General features: G+C 40.0%; 24 protein-coding genes. 8 read left to right on the top strand and 16 right to left on the bottom strand.

All coding sequences use genetic code 11. The features are described 5' to 3' along the window. Window positions 1-91: 91 nt before the first annotated feature. Window positions 92-622 (bottom strand): nucleoside tri-diphosphate phosphatase, encoded by a 531-nt coding sequence (gene ntdP, locus JOC78_RS15800; protein ID WP_204557824.1) that lies wholly within the window; start codon window positions 620-622, stop codon window positions 92-94. Window positions 623-756: 134 nt separating this feature from the next. On the opposite strand from ntdP, the gene JOC78_RS17670 reads away from it, so the two are divergent. After that, a complete protein-coding gene (locus JOC78_RS17670) occupies window positions 757-885 on the top strand; it encodes a hypothetical protein (RefSeq protein WP_275582041.1) in 129 nt (42 codons plus the stop codon). Window positions 886-918: 33 nt separating this feature from the next. Here JOC78_RS17670 and JOC78_RS15795 read toward each other — a convergent pair whose 3' ends face one another. Next, a complete protein-coding gene (locus JOC78_RS15795; RefSeq protein ID WP_204557822.1) occupies window positions 919-1,125 on the bottom strand; it encodes a gamma-type small acid-soluble spore protein in 207 nt (68 codons plus the stop codon). Between the two features lie 71 nt (window positions 1,126-1,196). Next, window positions 1,197-1,949 carry an enoyl-[acyl-carrier-protein] reductase FabL gene (gene fabL, locus JOC78_RS15790; protein WP_204557820.1) on the bottom strand — a complete coding sequence of 251 codons (753 nt, stop codon included), beginning with the start codon at window positions 1,947-1,949 and terminating at the stop codon, window positions 1,197-1,199. Between the two features lie 92 nt (window positions 1,950-2,041). On the opposite strand from fabL, the gene JOC78_RS15785 reads away from it, so the two are divergent. Beyond that, on the top strand, window positions 2,042-2,266 hold the full coding sequence (locus JOC78_RS15785) for a hypothetical protein (protein ID WP_204557803.1): 225 nt from the start codon (window positions 2,042-2,044) through the stop codon (window positions 2,264-2,266). A 233-nt stretch (window positions 2,267-2,499) separates the two neighbouring features. On the opposite strand, the gene mutY is transcribed toward JOC78_RS15785, so the two are convergent. After that, the gene (gene mutY, locus JOC78_RS15780) at window positions 2,500-3,603 is read right to left on the bottom strand and encodes an A/G-specific adenine glycosylase (protein ID WP_204557801.1); all 1,104 of its coding nucleotides are present in this window, start codon (window positions 3,601-3,603) and stop codon (window positions 2,500-2,502) included. 113 nt (window positions 3,604-3,716) lie between these two features. On the opposite strand from mutY, the gene JOC78_RS15775 reads away from it, so the two are divergent. Both JOC78_RS15775 and JOC78_RS15770 read left to right on the top strand, forming a co-directional pair. Beyond that, window positions 3,717-4,709, top strand: a complete 993-nt coding sequence (locus JOC78_RS15775; protein ID WP_204557799.1) for a metal-dependent hydrolase — start codon at window positions 3,717-3,719, stop codon at window positions 4,707-4,709. A gap of 66 nt (window positions 4,710-4,775) precedes the next feature. Further along, window positions 4,776-5,312, top strand: a complete 537-nt coding sequence (locus tag JOC78_RS15770) for a M15 family metallopeptidase (RefSeq protein WP_204557797.1) — start codon at window positions 4,776-4,778, stop codon at window positions 5,310-5,312. 21 nt (window positions 5,313-5,333) lie between these two features. Here JOC78_RS15770 and JOC78_RS15765 read toward each other — a convergent pair whose 3' ends face one another. Together JOC78_RS15765 and JOC78_RS15760 are read right to left on the bottom strand one after the other, a co-directional pair. Beyond that, complete coding sequence (locus JOC78_RS15765) at window positions 5,334-5,603, bottom strand: YfhJ family protein (protein WP_204557795.1); 270 nt, start codon at window positions 5,601-5,603, stop codon at window positions 5,334-5,336. A gap of 30 nt (window positions 5,604-5,633) precedes the next feature. Next, complete coding sequence (locus JOC78_RS15760; protein WP_204557794.1) at window positions 5,634-5,963, bottom strand: YfhH family protein; 330 nt, start codon at window positions 5,961-5,963, stop codon at window positions 5,634-5,636. 68 nt (window positions 5,964-6,031) lie between these two features. On the opposite strand from JOC78_RS15760, the gene JOC78_RS15755 reads away from it, so the two are divergent. Beyond that, entirely contained in the window at window positions 6,032-6,700 is a 669-nt protein-coding gene (locus JOC78_RS15755; RefSeq protein ID WP_204557793.1) for an SDR family NAD(P)-dependent oxidoreductase, read from the top strand. Here the strand turns inward: JOC78_RS15755 and recX are convergent. Beyond that, entirely contained in the window at window positions 6,697-7,497 is an 801-nt protein-coding gene (gene recX, locus JOC78_RS15750; protein WP_204557861.1) for a recombination regulator RecX, read from the bottom strand. The genes JOC78_RS15755 and recX overlap by 4 nt on opposite strands. Window positions 7,498-7,681: 184 nt before the next feature. Here recX and JOC78_RS15745 point away from each other — a divergent pair, with 184 nt between their 5' ends. Continuing rightward, the gene (locus JOC78_RS15745; RefSeq protein WP_204557791.1) at window positions 7,682-8,584 is read left to right on the top strand and encodes a TIGR01777 family oxidoreductase; all 903 of its coding nucleotides are present in this window, start codon (window positions 7,682-7,684) and stop codon (window positions 8,582-8,584) included. Window positions 8,585-8,930: 346 nt separating this feature from the next. Here JOC78_RS15745 and JOC78_RS15740 read toward each other — a convergent pair whose 3' ends face one another. Together JOC78_RS15740 and JOC78_RS15735 are read right to left on the bottom strand one after the other, a co-directional pair. Further along, on the bottom strand, window positions 8,931-10,208 hold the full coding sequence (locus JOC78_RS15740) for a uracil/xanthine transporter (RefSeq protein ID WP_204557789.1): 1,278 nt from the start codon (window positions 10,206-10,208) through the stop codon (window positions 8,931-8,933). A gap of 30 nt (window positions 10,209-10,238) precedes the next feature. After that, window positions 10,239-10,808 (bottom strand): sugar O-acetyltransferase, encoded by a 570-nt coding sequence (locus JOC78_RS15735; RefSeq protein WP_204557787.1) that lies wholly within the window; start codon window positions 10,806-10,808, stop codon window positions 10,239-10,241. 323 nt (window positions 10,809-11,131) lie between these two features. Between JOC78_RS15735 and JOC78_RS15730 the strand changes: the two genes are divergently transcribed. After that, complete coding sequence (locus JOC78_RS15730) at window positions 11,132-11,629, top strand: DUF4825 domain-containing protein (protein WP_338023222.1); 498 nt, start codon at window positions 11,132-11,134, stop codon at window positions 11,627-11,629. A 52-nt stretch (window positions 11,630-11,681) separates the two neighbouring features. On the opposite strand, the gene JOC78_RS15725 is transcribed toward JOC78_RS15730, so the two are convergent. The 6 genes from JOC78_RS15725 to JOC78_RS15700 all read right to left on the bottom strand — a co-directional run bounded on the left by JOC78_RS15725 (window position 11,682) and on the right by JOC78_RS15700 (window position 16,774). After that, window positions 11,682-12,578 (bottom strand): hypothetical protein, encoded by an 897-nt coding sequence (locus tag JOC78_RS15725; protein WP_204557782.1) that lies wholly within the window; start codon window positions 12,576-12,578, stop codon window positions 11,682-11,684. 76 nt (window positions 12,579-12,654) lie between these two features. Then, the gene (locus JOC78_RS15720) at window positions 12,655-13,380 is read right to left on the bottom strand and encodes a DUF421 domain-containing protein (RefSeq protein WP_204557778.1); all 726 of its coding nucleotides are present in this window, start codon (window positions 13,378-13,380) and stop codon (window positions 12,655-12,657) included. A 126-nt stretch (window positions 13,381-13,506) separates the two neighbouring features. Continuing rightward, window positions 13,507-13,848, bottom strand: a complete 342-nt coding sequence (locus JOC78_RS15715; protein WP_204557775.1) for a zinc ribbon domain-containing protein YjdM — start codon at window positions 13,846-13,848, stop codon at window positions 13,507-13,509. A 41-nt stretch (window positions 13,849-13,889) separates the two neighbouring features. Continuing rightward, complete coding sequence (locus JOC78_RS15710; RefSeq protein ID WP_239587231.1) at window positions 13,890-15,557, bottom strand: methyl-accepting chemotaxis protein; 1,668 nt, start codon at window positions 15,555-15,557, stop codon at window positions 13,890-13,892. A 168-nt stretch (window positions 15,558-15,725) separates the two neighbouring features. Continuing rightward, entirely contained in the window at window positions 15,726-16,166 is a 441-nt protein-coding gene (locus tag JOC78_RS15705; protein ID WP_204557769.1) for an OsmC family protein, read from the bottom strand. 131 nt (window positions 16,167-16,297) lie between these two features. Beyond that, on the bottom strand, window positions 16,298-16,774 hold the full coding sequence (locus tag JOC78_RS15700) for a GNAT family N-acetyltransferase (RefSeq protein WP_204557766.1): 477 nt from the start codon (window positions 16,772-16,774) through the stop codon (window positions 16,298-16,300). Between the two features lie 197 nt (window positions 16,775-16,971). Here JOC78_RS15700 and JOC78_RS15695 point away from each other — a divergent pair, with 197 nt between their 5' ends. After that, on the top strand, window positions 16,972-17,154 hold the full coding sequence (locus tag JOC78_RS15695; RefSeq protein WP_204557763.1) for a hypothetical protein: 183 nt from the start codon (window positions 16,972-16,974) through the stop codon (window positions 17,152-17,154). 133 nt (window positions 17,155-17,287) lie between these two features. On the opposite strand, the gene JOC78_RS15690 is transcribed toward JOC78_RS15695, so the two are convergent. Further along, a complete protein-coding gene (locus tag JOC78_RS15690) occupies window positions 17,288-17,440 on the bottom strand; it encodes a DUF4083 domain-containing protein (RefSeq protein WP_204557759.1) in 153 nt (50 codons plus the stop codon). Window positions 17,441-17,541 lie beyond the last annotated feature (101 nt).

The raw sequence follows: 17,541 nt of genomic DNA, 5'->3' as shown, positions 1-17,541 counted from the left end.
TTTCTTTATGTTTGATAAGACCTATTAATCGTTTCACCAAATGAAAAAACCTGTTGAAAGTTCAACAGGCGCCTTCCTCCTGGCTTCACATCTATCCTCGATGCGTTAAATATTTCCCGTACCATTTATCAATAAAATCAGGTGCAAAAGGACCTTTACGCTGCTGGATTAAATAAATGAGATGATCCACGTTCCTTTTAAGAATTTTATCAATGACTTCAGGATAATTCATTTGCTTGCGATGCTGTTCATATTCATCTTCATCGAGCAAAATATAGGTCATGTCTGGAAATACTTTAATATCGAGATCATAGTCAATGTACTTAACCGCCCCTTGATCATGTACGAAAGGAGAACTAATATTGCAATAATAATAAATCCCGTCTGTACGCAGCATGCCAATTATATTAAACCACTGTTTAGCGTGGAAATAACAAATAGCCGGCTCCCTTGTAATCCACGTCCTTCCATCTGATTCGGTGACGATCGTGCGGTCATTGCCGCCAATTACAAGGTTGTTTGTCGCTTTTAAGACTACGGTCTCTTCCCAAACACGATGAATATGGCCGTCATGTTTATAGCTATGGATTTGAATTGATTCACCTTCTGTGGGAATCGACATACTTCTCCCCTACTTTCCTTCCTGGCTGTTGCCTTTACTTTTTCCGTATTCCACATAAATGAAACGTTCTTTAGTTCATTATTATAACGATTATGAAAGGAAATTAAAACTAAAGTGACAGGAGAATAGGAAATTTGCTTAATGAAGGAGCGGATCAGGAAATGAAAAAGGGGATGATCCAAGCTAGAATTGACTTGCCTATACTAATAAGAAAACAAAAAGGGTCCAGCAGCGCATTCGCTGTTGAACCCTCTTTGCCATGACTAAATCCAGCCACTGTTCGTGAATCGATTCAGTTATTGTTGTTGTTGATTGTTGTTGTTTGAAGCTTGAGCTTTACGAGCTTCAGACTGAGCGTTTTGCTGCTTTACGTGCTGAGCATCAGTTTCATTACCGAACTCAGTACCGTAAGCTTGGTTTTGCTGACCCATTGCAGAAGCAGCGTTTTGCTGTTTTACATGGTTCGCATCAGTTTTTTGTTTTTGATTAGGTTGGTTTTTCATCTTTATCACCTCCACGAATACTAATTTGTCCAGGAGGCGAAAAAAATATCCACCAATTTCAAAAAAATTTTTTAAACTAACAGAGAACGTCCTCCGTCCACAATAATGGTTTGTCCTCGAATCATATAAGCACCTTCAGAAATCAAAAACATAACCGTGTGAACCATATCCTCAATCTCTACAATTCGTCCAGCTGGCGTGTTCTCTTTCGCATCCTCAAGTATTTCATCACGATTAGGAAAATGTTTTAAGGCTTCTGTATCAATTGCGCCGCCTGATACGGCATTGACGACAATATTCTTTTCAGCAAGCTCCACCGATAAATATCTGGTCAGCGCTTCTAGTGCGGCTTTGGATACGCCAACAGCTGTATAGTTCTTCAAGTAGCGGATGGCTCCCAGTGAACTGATACTGACGATGCTGCCTCCACCGGTTTTCTCCATCAGACGGGCCGCTTCCTGAGCACAAAACAGCAAGGCTTTACTATTGATGTCCATTGTCCAGTCCCAGTGTTTCTCTTCCAGCTCCATGATCGGTCGCTGAACTCCGGAAGCTGCATTATTAATAAATACATCCAAACGGCCAAATGTTTGGTCAATTTCTTCAAACATGGATTTAATTTTTTCAATATCCCCTACGTTAGCTTTCACCACAAGTGCTTTTCGTCCAAGTGCTTGAATTTCTTCTGCTGTCTCTAGCGCTGCGGTTTTGCTGCGGGCGTAATTCACGACAATGTCATATCCCTGTTCAGCAAGCTTCAAAGCGATTGCTTTCCCTACACCGCGGCTGCTTCCAGTAACAAGTGCCACTTTACTCATGATCATTTCCCCTTTCTTATCTATTTTCGATTTTACTTTCTTGTTGAATAGCCGACAAGCTGCAGGAGAACAATAGTGAAAAAAGGAGGTCATTTTTTATGTATGTCGGCCGTGATATGACCGAATTATCCATGGTTTCTATAAAAGAATGGCGAGAAACTGAATTAGCTTATTTCCATCATGCCCTGCAGCAGATGGTTCCTTATTTAAACGCAGAAGGACAGTCGATCCACACAGAAATCATCAAAGAAATTGAGCAGCGCGGCGGATTAAAACGCCAGGAAGCGAATTATACACAAGGAACAGAAATCCCTTTTGACTAACAGAAGAGAAGACTCAACCGGCTGCGTTGAGTCTTCCTCTTTTTGGATAAAGTTTTTTGGTTGAATCGGGCTTTTTAGAAAATATATTGGCAGAATCGCGAATAAAATCTCACTTCACAATCAGCAAACAAGCAAAGGACTGGAGTTTTTTTAGATTTCAGCACATGTGCAACCTGATTCAAAAGCAAAAACTCGTCCGACAGAGCGACAGAAACAGCAGAATCGTTCTCCCTTTAAGTTCGCTTCTCCTCTTTGACTTTCTTCCAAATTTTCTGATGGGAAACAGAAAATGCGTAGGTTTCTAATTGTTCAGCTGATACGAGCTGGCTTTTTTCTTTACTTAATCGTTCTATGTTTGCATTTCCATAATACACATCAATATCCCACGTTAGATGAGAAAATACGTGCTGGATTTTTGCCAGAGAGTCTGATTGGAGAACCGCGTCAATGCCGTATTCTTTCTTTAAGAACAGTTCTACGTCCTGCTTTGGATTGCCGGAGCTGCTCAGTTCTACATTGGGAAATTCCCATAGTTTGGCTAACAACCCAGTGTCAGGCCTTTTTTGAATTAAAAATTCTCCTTCAGGCGTTTCAATAACAGTAGCTCCTAAATGGAGATGCTTCATGTTTTTCTTTTTTGTTTTTACAGGCAGCTCCGCTTGGACACCTTCATGAAAAGCCTGGCAGTGTTCGCGCACAGGACACAATAGACAGGAAGGCGATGTCGGTGTGCAAATTAAAGCGCCAAGCTCCATTAATGCCTGATTAAAGGACGAAGGATCTTCCTTTGAAATTAGTTGGCGGACCGCTTCTTCAAAGATTTTTCGCGAAGATGCTTTCGCAATATCATCCCAAATGGATAGGATTCTTGACATGACCCGCATGACGTTGCCATCAACTGCAGGCTCTGGCACACCATAAGCAATGCTTAATATGGCTCCGCTCGTGTAAGGGCCTACCCCTTTCAGCTGAGAAATCTCTTCCTTCGTTTGAGGTACGATGCCCCCATACTGCTCTTTCACTTCTCGAACCGCCTGCTGCAAGTTACGCACCCGCGAATAATAGCCGAGTCCCTCCCATGCTTTCAATACCTTCTCTTCTTCTGCATCTGCCAACGCCTCTATCGTTGGAAAAGAATCAATGAAGCGATTAAAATAAGGAATGACGGTATCTACTCTCGTTTGCTGGAGCATAATTTCAGACACCCATACTTTGTATGGATCCTGATCTTTTCTCCATGGGAGTTCTCGTTTTTCTGATAAATACCAGCCAATTAAATCATTTTGAAACTCTTTAGAATCAATATTTTTTATTAAATGAAGTGATGGAAAATTCACAACTTACCTCCAGGAAAATGTTAAAATAACAATAAAAACGGGAATATATAAACACCTGTTATCTTTTCATCATAACATGAAGCGGGCATACTAATGAAAAAGGGGGGCTATGTTTGGATACTGGAACTCACATTGTGATGGGGTTTGCGCTCGGCGGACTTGCCACGCTCGACCCTGTCGTTGCGAATGACCCAGTGACACAATATGCGGTACTTGCCGGTGTTGTTGCAGGGTCTCAAGCTCCCGATATAGATACGATTTTAAAACTTAGAAACAACGCTGTCTACATTAGGAATCACCGGGGAGCCACGCACTCCATTCCGGCTGTGCTGCTTTGGCCCCTGCTTATTGCCGGCGGCGTTTACTTACTGTTTCCTGAAAGCAACCTTCTTCATTTATGGCTTTGGACACAGCTTGCTGTGTTTCTTCATGTGTTCGTCGATATATTTAATGCATACGGCACTCAGGCACTGCGGCCTTTCTCATCAAAATGGGTCGCACTTGGCGTGATCAATACATTTGATCCATTTATCTTTTTCATTCATGTAGCCGGACTCATACTTTGGGGTATTGGATTTAACCCGGGTTACACTTTCATAGTGATTTACCTCATTCTCATCGGCTATTATATCTTGCGCTTTCAGATGCAAGGCGCGGTCAAAAGCGCAGTGAAAAGATTAATTCCTGATGCAGAAGAAATCATTATTGCGCCGACCATCCGTTTTAACCAATGGCGCATTGCAGTTAAGTCAGATACGCATTTTTATGTAGCACGAGGCTACAGGAGATCCGTGACGATTCTTGATAAATATAAGCGTGTTCCTGTCCCTGAAAGCAAATTGTTCGAAGCTGCTAAACAAAATGACAATCTGGCTGCCTTCCTGCACTTTTCTCCCGTCTATCGCTGGGAAGTCGCTGAATACGATGATTGCTACGAAGTGAAATTCATTGACCTGCGCTACCGCAACAACGGGCACTACCCTTTCGTTGCCGTCGTCCAGTTAGATCTTGACCATAATGTGATCGGATCCTATACCGGCTGGATCTTCAGCGAACAGAAATTGAGGAAGAAACTGCAATTGGGGGTCAGACCCCCACAGCTTTAAAGCACTAAAGGATCGGACAGGTGAATCATTTTGGTTCGCCTGTCCTTTCATGTTAAAGAGAGGAACATGTTTGTGAAGATAAATAACCTTTTCGCTTGGCTCTTGATAGCCAGTGTGATTGGCGTCTTTTATATTTATATCGATCAGTTTCACCAAAAGAAAGATGTGCCATTGCCGACTCAGCTGCACCCGGAAGTGATTGAAAAGAAAGACGCACTTGTGTCCAAGGCAGCTGAGAAAGGGATTCCGATCGTCATCACGGATGGTTTCCGCTCCTTCTCCGAACAAAATGAACTGTATGAACAAGGCCGTTCAGCAGAAGGAAACATTGTCACTCATGTAGAAGGCGGAGAATCTTATCACAATTATGGACTTGCGATCGACTTTGCGATCCAGCTAGACAACGGACAAGTGATATGGGACATGGAGCATGACGGCAATAAGAATGGTCAATCTGACTGGATGGAAGTCGTCGACCTAGCTAAAGACCTTGGCTTTACATGGGGCGGTGATTGGATGGGCTTTAAAGATTATCCTCACTTGCAAATGGACTTTGGATTAAGTATTCGTGAACTCAAGAATGGAAAGCGCCCTCCCGAATAATGATCGAGAGGGCTGCTTTTTTTAATGCGTCACATCTTCGTCATCATCGAGAAGATGCTTGTATTTAGGGTTAATGGCAGCGAAATCATGCAGTCTGTCACCGTAATTGGCAATCATCTGCGCGACCACTTTTTCTGTCATTTCTCTTCCTTGATACTTATAACCCGCCTTAGCATATGTCGCTTCAAAATCCTCCCAAAGCAGTTCTATCCATGTACGGGCTCTTGCATAAGTCAGCTGATCGTTCTTTTGTAATAAGAGAGCCGTCAGCCGCTCAATAATATCTTCCATATAACCTGACTCCTTTCTTATGTACTTGTATTACCCTTGTTCTTCCTTTTTCAGCATGGAAATCGGCAGCCCCTCTTCTTTTCCATCACCGTTTAATCGATATCCCCACGCAAACACACCATTCATATAATCGATCTTAAAATAAGTTCCCGGATCTCCATGAATCGCATAAATTTTTCCTGGAACAAATTCGTCAGGGTTCATTAAATAAGCTTGAGCCATCAATGACTTTCTCTCTAAAACCGCAAACTCATTAACAATACCCAGCTGCTCTGCTTTTCTTGCCTTTTCTCTTAAACGGGCGATTTCTTGCTGCAATTCGTACTCTGACATTTCGCTATATCGTTTTTCTGTTTCCATAGTTGCACCTACTTTCTCTCTTAAGTATAGTGAAAGAACAACTTTTAAGAAAGTGAGGAATCGTTAATATGAAAGCTTGTCTCATTACTGGCGCAGGTACAGGTCTTGGCAAAGAACTCGCATGCCTATATGCTGAAAAAGGTTATATGATTTATCTTGTTGGCCGCTCAGAAAATAAACTGGCTGAAGTACAATCAGTCATTCAGGATAACGGCGGCAAGGCGAAATTATTCGTCTGCGATCTGAAAAAGACATCTGACATTGAAGCATTGGCTTCTTATATAAAAGCAGAAAATATTATACTCGATCTTGTCGTAAATAATGCCGGCATTGGGATATTTGGGGCGTTTCAAGAAGCATCTGCAGCTGATCTTGAAACCACATTTCAAACAAATGTATATGGCCCGATCTTGCTGACAAAATCGCTGCTTCCCGTTATGAACAGCGGCACGTTTATAAATATTATTTCCACCGCCGGCCTCCGAGGTAAAGCAAATGAGGCGATCTATTGTGCCAGTAAGTTTGCCCTGCGCGGATTTACAGAAGCCCTTCAAAAAGAATATGAAAACAGCGAATTCCGATTCATTGCCGCTTACATGGGTGGAATGAACACGCCGTTTTGGGATGATTCCAATTATGTGAAAAACCCGTCTCACCTGCCTTCACCCAAAACAATTGCTGAACAAATTGTAGAAGAAGCAAAAACAAGTGATGAAATTATTATTGAACGTAACTAATCACTATCCTCTTGAAGCCTTTCAATCGCTTGATCGATATCACTAATGGCAAACCCTTTGCGATAAAGCGACTGCTTCATCTTTTGTTTATACTCACCGCCGGTAAATTTACTGTATCGGCGGTGAACTTTTTCAGCTTGATGCATTAATGCCGCGTCTTGCTCTTCACCATCATCTGCGGGTTCTAGTTGCTCTAACGCTTCATTAATCACATTCCAGCTATACCCTTTTCTTACGAGAGCTTGCTGGATTTTTTGTTTTTGAATCATCAGTGATTCCTTTTTATTCTTCTTTCTGTACTTTTCAGCTATATGCACAGCTTTCTCCAGCTGTTTATCAAAGTCAAACGACTGTAAACTTTCTTCGATTAAATCGTCTGTCAGCCCCTTCTCCTTCAGTTCGCGTTCAATCGTTTTTGGTCCTTTATCCGTCGTATTGATTTGGGTTTTGACAAAGGCATCTGCAAATTGCGCTTCATTTAAATAACTTAAGCGGTAAAGTGTCGCAATAATTTCCCTAATACCTTCAGGCTCTACTTCCTTTTTAGATAAATAATCCGCTACTTCTTTTTCTGACCGCATTCGTAAAGATAAGTAGTGAATCGCCATATTTAACCCTTTACGCACATGATCCTGGCGTTCAATTGCCACAAGTTCATCCCTGCTAAGTTCTTTTCCCTTTTTTAAGTCAAAGCGTATCAGTACAGACTCGTCCACACTAAATTCATACTTTTCATTTATAAAAATATTATATCGGTCTTTTCGTTTTTCCTGTATTGATACTTTCGTTATAAGCATTGCCACTTTTCTCACCTCATTACGAATGTAACACATCCAAAATGTTTTGTTTGCTTTAATGAACGGTAAACTAAAAGAAAGCTAAGTATCGCGCAGCTTCACTTATACAAAAATATATCGCGAGCGTTTTTGAGCATAGACGTATTTGCTATTCATATCAATGAAATAGATGGAGGGATTAATGATGAAGGCAGCAATTGCAGGAGGAACCGGCTTTGTAGGCAGATATGTCACGGAGGAACTGTTAAAGGAAGGCTATACGGTTTATATTTTAACCCGCAGCGCAAAAAATAAAAAGAATACTGAACACATTAAATATGTTGAATGGCTAAATGACAAACATCCCGAAACCATGCTTGAAGGAGTGAACGTGTTTATCAACCTAGCCGGACAATCGCTAAATAGCGGCCGCTGGACTGACGAAACAAAACAAAAAATTGTAGAGAGCCGCATTTCGTCTACTAGAGAAATTATTCGTATCATGGGACAGCTCAATGAAAAGCCTGATGTCTTCATAAATGCAAGCGCCATTGGTATTTATCCTATTTCAAAGACAGATACATTTACGGAAGAGTCTACTGCGGAGGGCAGCGGATTTTTAGCTGAGACCGTCAAGATATGGGAGAAAGAAGCTCGAGGGGCAGAAACATTAGGCATTCGAACCGTCCTTACCCGCTTTGGAATTATCTTAGGAAAGGAAGACGGCGCCCTTCCTAAAATGGCCATGCCTTACAAAATGTTTGCTGGCGGAAAAATTGGATCAGGAAAGCAATGGATGTCCTGGATTCATGTCAAAGACATTGCTCGTGCTATAGTTTTTACCATTAAAGAAACCTCTATCGAAGGACCTGTTAATCTGACAGCCCCTCATCCAAAAACAATGAATAACTTAGGAAAGACACTGGCAAAAGTATTAAAACGGCCTCATTGGCTATTTGTTCCTGGCTTTGCAATGAAGACGGCACTTGGTGAAATGAGCACATTAATTCTTGATGGACAAAAAGTGCTGCCTGTTAAATTATTGGATCATCATTTCATATTCAGCTTTTCAGAGTTAAAAGGTGCTTTAGAAGATATATATAAGTGAAAATAGAATAATATTTAATGGGGTTGGCAGCTTTGAAGCGAGGCAAGATGACTCTGTTCACAAATTTACCCACAGGTTGTGAATAATGTGAATATTCTACAAAAAAATAGCAAAAACCGCTTTAGGCTTTTAAGCCGGATCAAACAAATCTATCCACATTTTGTGGATAGATTTGTTTGAATTGTGGAAATCTTTTGAATAAAACAATCAATCGACATCTTCTCTTATTTTTCCACAATAATTACCCACAAGTTTTTAAATATAACAGCTACACTTATCCACTATTCACATGTTGAAAACAAACAAAAGAAGCTGCGCCAGCAAAATTCAGCACAGCTTCTTTCTCTTACACTTTCTCCCAATCGACCAGCATTTCTAACACAATCGATATCAATACACCCATAATAAATCCATTTGAGACAATCGGCTGAATGTACACAGGCAGGTTACTGAAAACAATTGGGTCGATCGCCATGAGACTGACCCCTGCCAAAACAGGGACAGCCAGCCGAAAGATTGAATTTGAATTAAATTCAGTTCCATTCAGTGACTTTAATGTGGTACCGAACAGCTGGAGGTAGGCTACGAATAATACAGCATTTCCAACGGTTACAGGTATCGTTGCAAAAAACGCACCAGCGGCTGGAATGATTCCGAGTAAACTGAAAAGAAGTCCGCCAATAATAAACGGCTTTCTCTCAAAAATCCGTGTGCTTTCCAAAAACCCGATGGAAGAAGTGTAAGGAGCATAAGGCACTAACCCAAGCCCACCCGCTGCAATAGTGTAAAATCCCGTCCATGAGATTGAACGATTAAACACCTTGCTAGAAGGGGTATCTTTATATAGGATCCCCGCTGCTTGTATAGAAGCAATTGTGTTGCTCATATTAATGACGCCTGCCACAAAAGTGACGGCTACAATTCCCCATTCTAAATTAGGGGTACCGAGCGGAAATAAATGAAAGGCGCTGCTTTCTACAATCACTCCTTCTCCCCCGTTAAATAGTAAGCGATACAAGATCCAGCCAACTACAATTCCAATTAAAATGGAGAAATTACTGATGCTTTCTTTTCCTTTAATTTTTAATACACTAACGAATACCACAATTCCAATTGAAAATAGGCTGACAGGCACATCTAATTGACCAGTCGGTGTCAGCTTCAGCATCCCTGCGAAAAAAATCAAGATCAGCTGCAGTGTAAGCAAAAACAAATAGACGCTCATGACCATAGAAGAAAATATTTTCTGAAGCATAGGCACCAGTCCAAACAAGCCAATGACCAGCATAAAAGCACCTGAGGCGAGTATTCCTGTAGCAATTCCGCCGCCAATCGTCTGCAGATCCATGCCTAAAGCGGATGCTGAAGCACTTAAACTCAGCAAAAGCCCCCATGTTAAACCAGAATGCCCCTCCATTAAAGGATACCGATGCCCCCATAACCCTTGTATCACACAAGCAATCCCAGTAAAGATAAGCGAGCTTCTGACTGTCATGGCTGTTTCCGCTGCTGTTAAATCAAAAGCCAGACCGATTGAAATAGGCACGACAATCGTATTCGTAAAAATAAAAAATAGCCATTGAATGGAGGCCAGCCCTGTAGTGATTGCCTGTAATTTATTCATCGTTTCACCTGTCTTTCCTCTCTCTCATATCTATTTTTCTTCCACGTTTTTTAGAATTTTAGCTGGATTTCCTCCGACCACCGTGTTTTTTGGCACATCTTTAGTAACAACCGCACCTGATGCGATAATGGCATTGTCCCCAATTTCTATACCTGGATTAATCACCGCTCTTCCCCCAATCCAAACATTGTTGCCGATTGTCACTGGCTTGCCAAACTCCACACCCGATTTTCTTTTAATCGGATCGATAGGATGAGCAGCAGTGTAAATATGCACGCCGGGAGCCAGCAAGCAATTGTCGCCAATTCTCACTTCACATACATCTAATATGACACAGTCAAAATTCGCATAAAAATTCTCGCCCACATGAATGTTGTAGCCATAATCACAGCGGAAGTTAGGTTCTATATATACGTTTTCACCTGTGGACCCGAATAACTCTTTTAATAACTCTGTCCGTTTCGTCAGTTCCGTCTCATCTGATTGGTTGAACAGACGAGTCAATCGTCGCGCTCGTTCTCGGTTCTTCACCAATTCTTCATCTGAAGCTATGTACTCTAATCCTGCGATCATTTTCTCTTTTTCTGTTCTTAACGTCATCATACCACTCCTTATGCAAGACAATAATTAATCTATCATATCATGAGCTTCGCGGACCGAGAAAAAACTTTAGTCAATTACCTGATATCAATATTATAAACTAATTATTAATAATTGCATTAATATCAAAAATATTTTTCAACTTGTATCAATCTTATTGCTACTTTTTTCGAAATACACTCTTATTTACTAATAATCAACACAACTATATAGATATTGGATATTTATGTTAAACTTATTAGACGTACAGAGCTAAGCTAGCTAACTATAAATTCTCTATGGCAAGCTATCTAATCAAATAAAAATGTATGGGAGGGATAAAAGTGAGGAGAAGGACATTATTTATCTATATATTTTCATTTGCATTTTTAATCTTAACCGGGTGCAATTCAACTGCAGTTAATAAAAGCGATGATCTCTTTCAATATAAAGATTCTTATGTAGGAGATAGCGGCGCGGTCGGAAATATCACTAGAAGATTGCCAAATCCAGCTGGTGAACATTTAAATGGATTAGAACTTAAAACGAAAGAAGAGCCTTATGGAGTTATCTTAAATTATATCGAGGCAGATAAAATTGAGGATATTGAATTAAATTACAGTGAGCTCGCTCTCTATAACGCCACATTTATATTTGCGCTAGTTAAAAATGCTGACTGGGTTCAATTCAACTTTGTTGAAGATCAAATGTTAATAACAAGAGAGAAACTACAAGACTGGTATGGAAAAGACATACGCCTTTTTAGCAGCGAAGAAGAGCTTAATCGTTTCGTTCAAGAGCACTTAAAAGATCAAGATAAAGTTAATCAATTCTTTCATTAGAAATTGCTCACAGCATTTAAAGCTGTGAGCAATTTTTTGATTGTGTGTTTTTTTATAGATACACAGTTTCCGGATACGTCTCTACCTTTACCTCTACGGCTATCCGGCTCATTCCCATCGTCATTCGGCCCTGATCCATCGTTGTGATGTTTGCCATATGAACGAAGCTCGGAATATGATCATCTACGTAAATAGCAACATTTTCTTTTACCAGCTGAATTCGATCCCAGTCAGTCAGCATCTTTATGTCCTGATTCTGATCGCGAGTCAGAAAATCCGTTGCTTTTTGTACAAGCGGCGTGTGGGCGGGGTTCTTTAATTTTTGATAAGGATTGGAGAAAATAACTGTTTCAAAAATTCCCGCTTGCTGAAATTTTTCTATCGTTCTGTAGACAGCCTGTTCCGCTCCATTGCCGAAATTGCCAGGTATGATGCAAATATCCGCTTTTAATTGTTGTATATCCTGTACCCCTGCCATCAATGTGTACATATCAGAGCAAATCACAAAAAGCACCGTCTTTTTCTCTCCATTTATTTGGATTTCTACCTTATTTAAATAATGATAATCGGCTACATTGATTGCTGGAAATTTCTCATCATATTGGATGCGTTCAAAGGACTGAGGCGTGATTTTTGCCTGAGGTGTATGTACTTTTCCTTCTTTAGTGAAAATAGTTAAGGTGTTATAATTTTTATTCTCTTCTGCATGCGGTAAGTCTTGAGGAATGATATTAAGTGTAGTAATCACATTGATGTTTCTTTCTTTGGTGATTTCCTGCAGCTTCTGAAAAGCCCTTTCAGATCCTTCTGTTGTACTAGCTACATACTCTGGAAGTATCGCCGTTCCCCCTTTTGGCACAGCATATAATTGATCCAAACAATCCTCTAGAATAGCTGATTCCTTGCTTAAAGCGTAGCTTAACACGTACCACGGATGCTGTTCGTTCATTCCCTTACCCCCATTTAATTTCATAATAATACCAATATTCTATCATTTCTTTCCTTGCTTTCCTATATAATTTTTATTAATGGCTAATAGGGGGTATGTGATGAATTGGCCGATTTTTCAATGTTACTGTTACATTTTTTTCTTCATCAATACTTGCAAAGAACACTTCTTCTAACTTCTGCACACCCACATATCTCAATCTTTCTTTAATGAATTCCTCATTCAACTGTAAGAAATCGAGTACTTCTTGAAATAATTTCCCTTCAATAATCACTGGATAAGATAGACCGCTCGCTGTTTTGACTATATTCAGATCTTCATTCGTTACTTCTTGTTTTTCTTGGGTCTTCAATATTGTTAACTTCCCATTTCCTTCAATAATTCCGACCTGCACATGACTGATATCAAATACCCCATCCTCTCTTAACATAAATAAAAGATTATCGATAGAGTATTGAATTTTCCTTAGATTCTTTTCTATAATTTCCCCGTTCATGATGACAACAATGGGTTCAAAGGTGATGAATTGACCAACCATTCGACTTTTGATTTTTAGAATGGCCACGGCTTTTTGGAGCAGCCCTATGAGAATGATGGCGACAGCCGTATGAATATGTTCAATTTTAGGATCCGCTATATCAGCCCCAACGACAGCACCGAGGGACATCAAAATGAGAAAATCAAACACTGGCAGTTCTCCAATGGATCGTCTCCCCATAAATAATGTGACTCCGAGCATCAGCGGCAAGATCGTTACAACTCTTCCTACTAAAATAAAGAATTCATTCCACGTGATTTCCATAGTAACCCTCCAGCTTAGTTTCTTGCTGATAGTTTAACCTGACTGCTGAAAAATAAAGCAAGTGATATGAAAGTAAAAAAGCTTGAGCTGCAGGATCTCTCCTTTTCGCTCAAGCTTTTTGGGCTGCTAGATCTTTTTGACGAACTCAGATTTCAGCTTCATTGCGCCAAATCCGTCAATCTTACAATCGATGTTATGATCTCCTTCTACTAAACGGATGCTTTTTACTTTAGTGCCTTGTTTTAAGGTAGATGAACTGCCTTTTACTTTTAAATCTTTAATGACTGTAACCGCATCACCATCTTGCAGGATGTTGCCGTTTGAATCCTTTACTACTTTTTCTTCTTCAGCATTTTCCACTTCTGATTCCTGCGTCCATTCATGAGCACACTCCGGACAAACAAACATACTTCCATCTTCATAAGTGTATTCGGAATGGCATTTAGGACAATTAGGTAATTGAGACATAGTGATTTCCTCCAGGGTTTCCTAGTGTTTTTTTAAAGTAATTAATAGTTAAACTTATTCAGTGAGTCACGCAATTCAACGGCTGTATTAGCCATTTCAGCGACAGCTGCCGTGATCTCCTGCAAGGTGGCGCTTTGTTCCTCAGAAGCTGCTGCCACTCGCTGCACTCTTTCAACCGAATGGTCAGAAATATGATGGATTGAATCCATACTTTCTACAAACATTTCGGCATCCTGTTTAATTTTTATAATCGCATCTGTTATTTGATCGGTTTCTGTTGAAATCGATTCGATGGCTTTATAGATATGATTAAACGCCTCACCTGTTTGGTCAACTAACTCTCTTCCATCTTGAACGCTTCGATTATTATCATCCATCTCTTTCACAGCCCGCTTCGTCTCATCAAGAATCTGATAAATAATTTCACTAATTTGCTGCGAAGCAGAACGGGATTGTTCGGCTAAGCTTCTGACTTCACTAGCGACTACCGCAAATCCTTTTCCATGCTCTCCGGCCCGCGCCGCTTCAATTGAGGCATTCAAAGCTAACAGATTGGTCTGGTCAGCAATCGTTGCAATTAACGTAATCATTTCACCAATTCGGTTCGATTTCTCATCCAAGCTGTGGATCGCTTGAGTAATATGTTCTGTCTTAGTGGAAATCGTATGAATCTGGTTCATAACTCGATCGACATAATTATGTCCTGATTCCGTCAGTCTCGTCGTATTCTTCGTTGAATCATTAAATGCTTCGATACTGTCTGTCACTCGGTTAATTTCTTGCAGCATATCAACTACAAATGTATTTACTTCATTTACTTCTGTTGCTTGCTTGCTCGAATCTGCCGCGATTTCTTGGATGGATTCACTTACTTGTAAATTCGCATGACTAATCTCATTGCTGCTCGCCGCAATTTCTTCGGACGTGGCAGCTACTCTCTCCGATGACAGGACAATATGTCTCATGGAATCTTGCAGCTCATCGGTCATAGCGTTAATCGATTTTCCTAATTGGCCGAATTCATCATTTTGGTCATAAGCAACTTTGGAAGTAAAATCACCTTTCGCCACTTGATTTAAGTAGCTGCCGAATGATTGAATGTTCGAATTGAGTTTTCTTGCCACAAACCATGTGACAGGAATCATGACGAGCAGGCTGAGCACCGTTAATGTAATCAATAAGATCTGAATGCGCTTTCCTTCTGCTTCAATGGCATTCATTTTGTCTGTAATGATTTTATTTTGGTCATTCGCCATTTCTTTACTGAACACTACGAGCTTTTGCGAGCCTTCTCCCAAAATTGGAGCAGAAACAGCTACAGCTTTCGCACGGTCACCAGATTCTATCAGCGGGAGAATTTCTTGATCAATCGCATCCTCCCAAGCTTTAAATTGCTGTTCGAATTCCTGAAAGGCTTCAGTTTCCCCACCTAGCTGCTTTACGCGCTCTATAGCGGCATGAGCTTCTTCTCTAATTGATAAGTAGTTGGCTTTCATCTGATCTTTATTGTAGATCATATAACCTCGGATCGCCGCATTGGCTCGAACCGTGTGAAACGCCGTATCATTATACGCCGCCATTAGTTCCTCATGATTATTCATGCTTGTAATTGACCGGTTAACCGATTGGATGTTAAAAATGCTTGCTAGGCTTATTATAAGCAGAAGCAGGATCGAAAGCACACTCGAACCATACAGCTTTGCCTTCATCGTTTTCAATAGATGACACTCCTTCTTCCCCATACCTATACTACCTTTTATTATAAATCAGCAGGTATGGAAAAGATGGAAAATTGATGTAGTTTTAGTGAAAACGTACTTTCACTTACGTCACATTAAAAATCGCTGCCCTAGTTAGAGCAGCGATCGTTTAAATTATTAGTCCGCTTTTTTCCACGTGTCGTTCATTTGTACACCAGCCGCTTTCATCATCGTATAAACCGGGCAGCGTGATTCCACATTTTCCTTCAGTTCCTGCAAACGATCTTCTGATTCATTCGTTGTGACAGTTACTTCGACTGTGACCGATTCAAAATACGGGCACACATCTGGAACGCCCATAAAGCCGCGCGGATCAAATGTACCTTGAACCTCTACTGAAAAATCCTGCAGGTCAAAATCCATTTCCTTCGCTGTCACTCTCGCTGTGACATTTTCACAGGCAGCAAGTGAAGATAACACCGCCTGCAGCGGATTCATCCCCAAATCTTGCCCTCCCATTTGCTTCCCTTCATCAATAACTATTTCATGCTTTTTAGTTGAGGCTCTTACCGTCATTCCTTCTGATTTGGCGTTTACTTTCATTGTGATCTTCTTCATTTCACTCATCACCCCTTCTATTGTTCTATGAATAATGATTCATATATCTTATATTTTAATATATTGCATCGAAATAAAATATAAAAATGGTTTTAATGGTTTTTTATAATCAATTTTTTTAGGAAACTATTCTATCCCTTCATCATTCGGATAGTTTGAAGCTTATGCCCTTTAAAGTCCTCCTCAAATTCTTTAATTACTTTAAATCCTCTTGCATCATAAAACCTTTTCGCTCTGAGATTTTCTTTTTCTACATTCACAAACAGCTGCTTTACTTCTCTTAAACGAACTAATCCTTCTTTCAAAAGGATTGTTCCAATTCCGCGACCTTGAGCTTCTGGGAGCAAATAGATGGCAAATAATTCACAAGCGCCGCCATTTATTTCAGAAAAATTAGCAAAACCTGTGAGCACTCCTTCTTTCTCTGAAATTATCATGAGGGAGGATTTCATTCTAATCTTTAAATAACTAGTTGAATAGGCTTCCTTCAAAAATGCTTCTTGAATATCAGAAGGAATCATTCCTTCATAACTATCTGCCCAGCTTTCTTTGGCAACCCGCTGTATAAAAGGAATATCTTTTTCTTCCATTAAGCGAATATTGTTCATTTTGCTCCACCCTCTATATCTATTAATATTTGTCCAAAATTTTCCGTGTCATCAAAAAGCCTAATGATTTAAATAAGTAAAATAATTAAAAATCTATCGAACTAATTATTCTAAAACGAAACTAAAGTGAAACCTTGAACGTAGAATTAATCATATTAAAAAACAAACGGTAATTAATATGGAAATGAGGGATCTCAATGAGAGAATGGATGAAAAGAAAGAAAAAAAGCAGAAAGGCAAAAAAGAACAGCGATGACTATACAATTGCTGACTTCTTTTTTGAGCTGCTATTTTGGATTCCAGAATTGCTTATTCTCCCTTTTCGGATTATATATTGGCTGGCAAGAGGACTGGGGAGATTTATCTCAGATATGTGGTGAGCAGCACTAGCACTTTTTCTTTACCTCTTTAACGCGGTACACTTTAGCAGAGTGGGGGTCTGACCCCGAATTTTCCTTCATCTATTCACCTCTAAAATGATTAGATTACTCGGCCAACATACCGAATTACATTTCAATCCTTACTCAGCTTATCAATTTTTTCTTCAATTCTTGCGAGACGATTGGATCGCTTCTTCAAAAACCTAAAGAACAGGATGGGTAAACTAATGAACGTTCCTAATACTAACAGCATTAATAATTGAAAAATAAGATCCGCTGTATTCATGTGTCACACCTCCAATTAATCGTGTGTATAGCTATTACTGAAACTAAACTTATTAGTTATATTTTACCATGAATAACAATCATTGTTTTATCCAGATTATT

This window comes from Bacillus ectoiniformans, assembly GCF_016908875.1.
Classification (GTDB): Bacteria; Bacillota; Bacilli; order Bacillales; family Domibacillaceae; genus Bacillus_BX; species Bacillus_BX ectoiniformans.
The sequence above is the reverse complement of the archived record's forward strand: the minus strand, read 5'-3'. Positions and strand labels throughout refer to the sequence as shown.

Bases quoted from the DNA above. Each gene is read 5' to 3' on its own strand.
- ntdP (WP_204557824.1), bottom strand. From the start codon at position 622: ATGTCGATTCCCACAGAAGGTGAATCAATTCAAATCCATAGCTATAAA.
- JOC78_RS15795 (WP_204557822.1), bottom strand. From the start codon at position 1,125: ATGAAAAACCAACCTAATCAAAAACAAAAAACTGATGCGAACCATGTA.
- fabL (WP_204557820.1), bottom strand. From the start codon at position 1,949: ATGATCATGAGTAAAGTGGCACTTGTTACTGGAAGCAGCCGCGGTGTA.
- JOC78_RS15785 (WP_204557803.1), top strand. From the start codon at position 2,042: ATGTATGTCGGCCGTGATATGACCGAATTATCCATGGTTTCTATAAAA.
- JOC78_RS15770 (WP_204557797.1), top strand. From the start codon at position 4,776: ATGTTTGTGAAGATAAATAACCTTTTCGCTTGGCTCTTGATAGCCAGT.
- JOC78_RS15765 (WP_204557795.1), bottom strand. From the start codon at position 5,603: ATGGAAGATATTATTGAGCGGCTGACGGCTCTCTTATTACAAAAGAAC.
- JOC78_RS15760 (WP_204557794.1), bottom strand. From the start codon at position 5,963: ATGGAAACAGAAAAACGATATAGCGAAATGTCAGAGTACGAATTGCAG.
- JOC78_RS15755 (WP_204557793.1), top strand. From the start codon at position 6,032: ATGAAAGCTTGTCTCATTACTGGCGCAGGTACAGGTCTTGGCAAAGAA.
- recX (WP_204557861.1), bottom strand. From the start codon at position 7,497: ATGCTTATAACGAAAGTATCAATACAGGAAAAACGAAAAGACCGATAT.
- JOC78_RS15745 (WP_204557791.1), top strand. From the start codon at position 7,682: ATGAAGGCAGCAATTGCAGGAGGAACCGGCTTTGTAGGCAGATATGTC.
- JOC78_RS15740 (WP_204557789.1), bottom strand. From the start codon at position 10,208: ATGAATAAATTACAGGCAATCACTACAGGGCTGGCCTCCATTCAATGG.
- JOC78_RS15735 (WP_204557787.1), bottom strand. From the start codon at position 10,808: ATGACGTTAAGAACAGAAAAAGAGAAAATGATCGCAGGATTAGAGTAC.
- JOC78_RS15725 (WP_204557782.1), bottom strand. From the start codon at position 12,578: ATGAACGAACAGCATCCGTGGTACGTGTTAAGCTACGCTTTAAGCAAG.
- JOC78_RS15720 (WP_204557778.1), bottom strand. From the start codon at position 13,380: ATGGAAATCACGTGGAATGAATTCTTTATTTTAGTAGGAAGAGTTGTA.
- JOC78_RS15715 (WP_204557775.1), bottom strand. From the start codon at position 13,848: ATGTCTCAATTACCTAATTGTCCTAAATGCCATTCCGAATACACTTAT.
- JOC78_RS15710 (WP_239587231.1), bottom strand. From the start codon at position 15,557: ATGAAGGCAAAGCTGTATGGTTCGAGTGTGCTTTCGATCCTGCTTCTG.
- JOC78_RS15705 (WP_204557769.1), bottom strand. From the start codon at position 16,166: ATGAAGAAGATCACAATGAAAGTAAACGCCAAATCAGAAGGAATGACG.
- JOC78_RS15700 (WP_204557766.1), bottom strand. From the start codon at position 16,774: ATGAACAATATTCGCTTAATGGAAGAAAAAGATATTCCTTTTATACAG.
- JOC78_RS15695 (WP_204557763.1), top strand. From the start codon at position 16,972: ATGAGAGAATGGATGAAAAGAAAGAAAAAAAGCAGAAAGGCAAAAAAG.
- JOC78_RS15690 (WP_204557759.1), bottom strand. From the start codon at position 17,440: ATGAATACAGCGGATCTTATTTTTCAATTATTAATGCTGTTAGTATTA.